We start from the raw sequence: 2,886 nt of genomic DNA, 5'->3' as shown, positions 1-2,886 counted from the left end.
GGCCGGCGCCGACGGGTCCTCGCGCCCCGCGGGGACCAGCTCGAACCGGGTCCGCAGCGAGTCCAGCACGTCGGCGGCGGTGACCATCTCCGCGCGTGACCAGGTGGCCTCGGCGTCGAGTGGCATCTCCTCGATGAACCGCAGCTGCACGCCCTCGGCGAGCGCCCACTCCAGCAGGTCGGGCGCGCCGTGCAGGGTCGCGCGCAGCGGCACCGCGTTGACCTTGACCGGATCCAACCCTGCCTCGACGGCGGCCCGCACGCCGCGCAGGACCGAGGGCAGCCGGTCGCGGCGGGTCAGCTCGGCGAACTCGGCGCGGTCGACCGTGTCGAGCGAGATGTTGATGCGGTCCAGCCCGGCCTCGACGAGCCGACCGACGCGGTGCTCGAGGCCGACCCCGTTGGAGGTCATGGCGATGGGCAGGTCCGGGCAGGCCTCACGGGTGCCGGCGATGATGCGCTCGAGGTCGGACCGCATGAGCGGCTCGCCCCCGGTGAAGCGGACCTCGTGCACGCCGAGCTCGCGGTGCGCCAGCGCGACCAACCGGATCACCTCGTCGGCCGTCATCCGCGCGGCGTCGGGGATCGGCGGCAGGCCCTCCTCGGGCATGCAGTACGTGCAACGCAGCGAGCACTTCTCGGTGAGCGAGACCCGCAGGTCCCGGGCGACGCGGCCGAAGGAGTCGACGAGCAGCGGCGTCGCGGGGCGTGTGTGCGGTCCCGCGCCCGGTGCGCGGCGGGTGTCCGGGACGGTCACGGCGGCCACCTCCCCTCTACGGTGTAGGTGGCCCCGAGTGTAGGGGCCCGCGCCGTGCCCCGCTCACTCGTCGTCCGGCCGCCGCTGCGGAACCGTGACGTCCGGATTGGGCCCGAGCAACGTGAGTTCGTGGACCTCGTCGCGCTCGGCCTGCGCGCGCAGGTGCGGCGCTATCGCCCGGCCGAGGTGGTAGCCGAGCACCACCACGAGGGTGCCCAGGGCGATGCCGCCGAGCTGGAAGTCGTCGGTGATCTGCAGGGTCGTGTCGCCGATCGCGATCACCACGCCCGCCGCGACCGGCACCAGGTTGAGCGGGTTACCGAAATCGACCCGGTTCTCCTTCCAGATCTTGGCGCCGAGCAGGCCGATCATCCCGTAGAGCACCACCGTGATGCCGCCCAGCACACCGCCCGGGGTCGCGGAGATCACCGCACCCAGCTTGGGGGAACACCCCAGCACTATCGCGGTCAGCGCGGCCACCACGTACGCGGCCGTCGAGTACACCTTGGTCGCGGCCATCACACCGATGTTCTCGGCGTACGTCGTCGTCGCCGACCCGCCGAACGACGTGGCCAGCACGGTCCCCGCACCGTCCGCGGCGAGGGCGCGGCCCATCAGGCCGTCGGTCTCGGTCCGCGTGATCTCCCCGATCGCCTTGACGTGCCCGGCGTTCTCGGCGATGAGCGCGATGACGCCCGGCACCACCAGCAGCACGAACGCCAGCGAGAAGCTCGGCGCGTGGATGCCCACCACGCCGGCAGCCTCGTCGGTCATCGGCGGCAGGCCGATCCACGGCGCGTCCCACACGCCCGACCAGTCGACGCGCAGGTGCTCGGTCACCTCGCCGGAGTCGGCGTCGAGGGAGGTGATGGGGCCGGTGACCAGGTCGAGCACCCAGGACAGGACGTAGCCGAAGATGAGGGCGAGGAAGATCGCGATGCGCCCCGCGAAGCCCTTGAGCCCGACGGTCATCCCGATGAGGACCACCATCACCGCCAGCGCGACCCACTGGTCCTGCGGCCAGTACGTGTCGGCGACGACCGGCGCGAGGTTGAAGCCGAGCAGCATCACGACCGCGCCGGTGACCACGGGCGGCAGCACCGCCGTGACCACGCGCCCGCCGACGAGGTGCACGAGCACGCCGACGACCAGCAGCGTCGCGCCCGCCACGAGCATCGCGCCGGTGACCTCGGCGCTCGTCCCGCCCTGCGCGCGGATCGCGGCCACGGCACCGACGAACGCCACGGAGGTGCCGAGGTAGCTGGGCACGCGGCCCTTGACCACGGCGAGGAACAACAGGGTGCACACGCCGGAGAAGAGGATCGCCAGCTGCGGGTTGAGGCCCATGATGATGGGGAAGACGAACGTCGCGCCGAACATCGACACCACGTGCTGCGCGCCGATCCCGATGGTGCGCGGCCAGCTCAGCCGCTCCATGGGGGCGACCACCTCACCGGGTCGGATGTTCCTGCCGTCGCCGTGTACCGACCAGAGACCCACTTCTTCCCCACTCTCGCTGCGCCCGACCGCACCCGCGCGGGCCGTAGGCACAGTACAACGCGGTTACCGTGGGGACATGAGTTCCCTGCCCGACCGGCCCGACCGCCCGTCCCCCGCCGAGTACCGCGAGCTGCTGCGCGCGCACCTGACGCCGGTGTTGGAGCGGGCGGCGCGGAGCACGCACCTGCCGCTGGCGACATGTGCGGACTCGGTCCTGGCGGTGGCGTTGCGGGCGTCGGTGGATCTGCCGCTGTTCGTGAACTCGCAGATGGACGGGTACGCGGTGCGGTCGGCGGACGTGGCCGGGGCGGGACCCGACTCGCCGGCGCGGCTGCGGGTGGTCGGGGCGGTGCACGCCGGTGACGGTCGGGGTCCCGGGGTCGACGACGACGAGGCCTGCAAGGTGATGACCGGCGCGCCCGTGCCCGAGGGCGCGGATTGTGTGGTGCCGGTCGAGGACACGAGGGTGAGCGACACCGACCCCACTGCGGTGCTGGTGGTGGCGCCGCGGTCGCCGGGCGAGTTCATCCGCCGCCCGGGGGACGACGTCCGCGCCGGCGACGTGGTGATCGACGCCGGGGTGCGGCTGGCGGCGCGCCACCTCGCGGCGGCCGCCTCGCTCGGGGAGTC

2 protein-coding genes and 1 pseudogene are annotated in these 2,886 nt (G+C 73.0%); 1 reads left to right on the top strand and 2 read right to left on the bottom strand.

Features of this window, described 5'->3' with window-relative positions; genetic code table 11:
* Both G6030_RS10900 and G6030_RS10895 read right to left on the bottom strand, forming a co-directional pair.
* The coding region (locus G6030_RS10900) for a radical SAM protein (RefSeq protein WP_182643138.1) at positions 1-765 on the bottom strand (765 nt) is incomplete at its 3' end.
* Between the two features lie 54 nt (positions 766-819).
* Complete coding sequence (locus G6030_RS10895) at positions 820-2,256, bottom strand: solute carrier family 23 protein (RefSeq protein ID WP_347238637.1); 1,437 nt, start codon at positions 2,254-2,256, stop codon at positions 820-822.
* Between the two features lie 76 nt (positions 2,257-2,332).
* On the opposite strand from G6030_RS10895, the pseudogene G6030_RS10890 reads away from it, so the two are divergent.
* Positions 2,333-2,886: pseudogene (locus tag G6030_RS10890) on the top strand (molybdopterin molybdenumtransferase MoeA); the annotation flags it as partial.

The sequence above is a fragment of the Dietzia sp. E1 genome, from assembly GCF_014145015.1.
Taxonomy (GTDB): domain Bacteria; phylum Actinomycetota; class Actinomycetes; order Mycobacteriales; family Mycobacteriaceae; genus Dietzia; species Dietzia cinnamea_A.
Note: the sequence above shows the minus strand (reverse complement) of the source record. Positions and strands in the feature narration are given on the sequence as shown.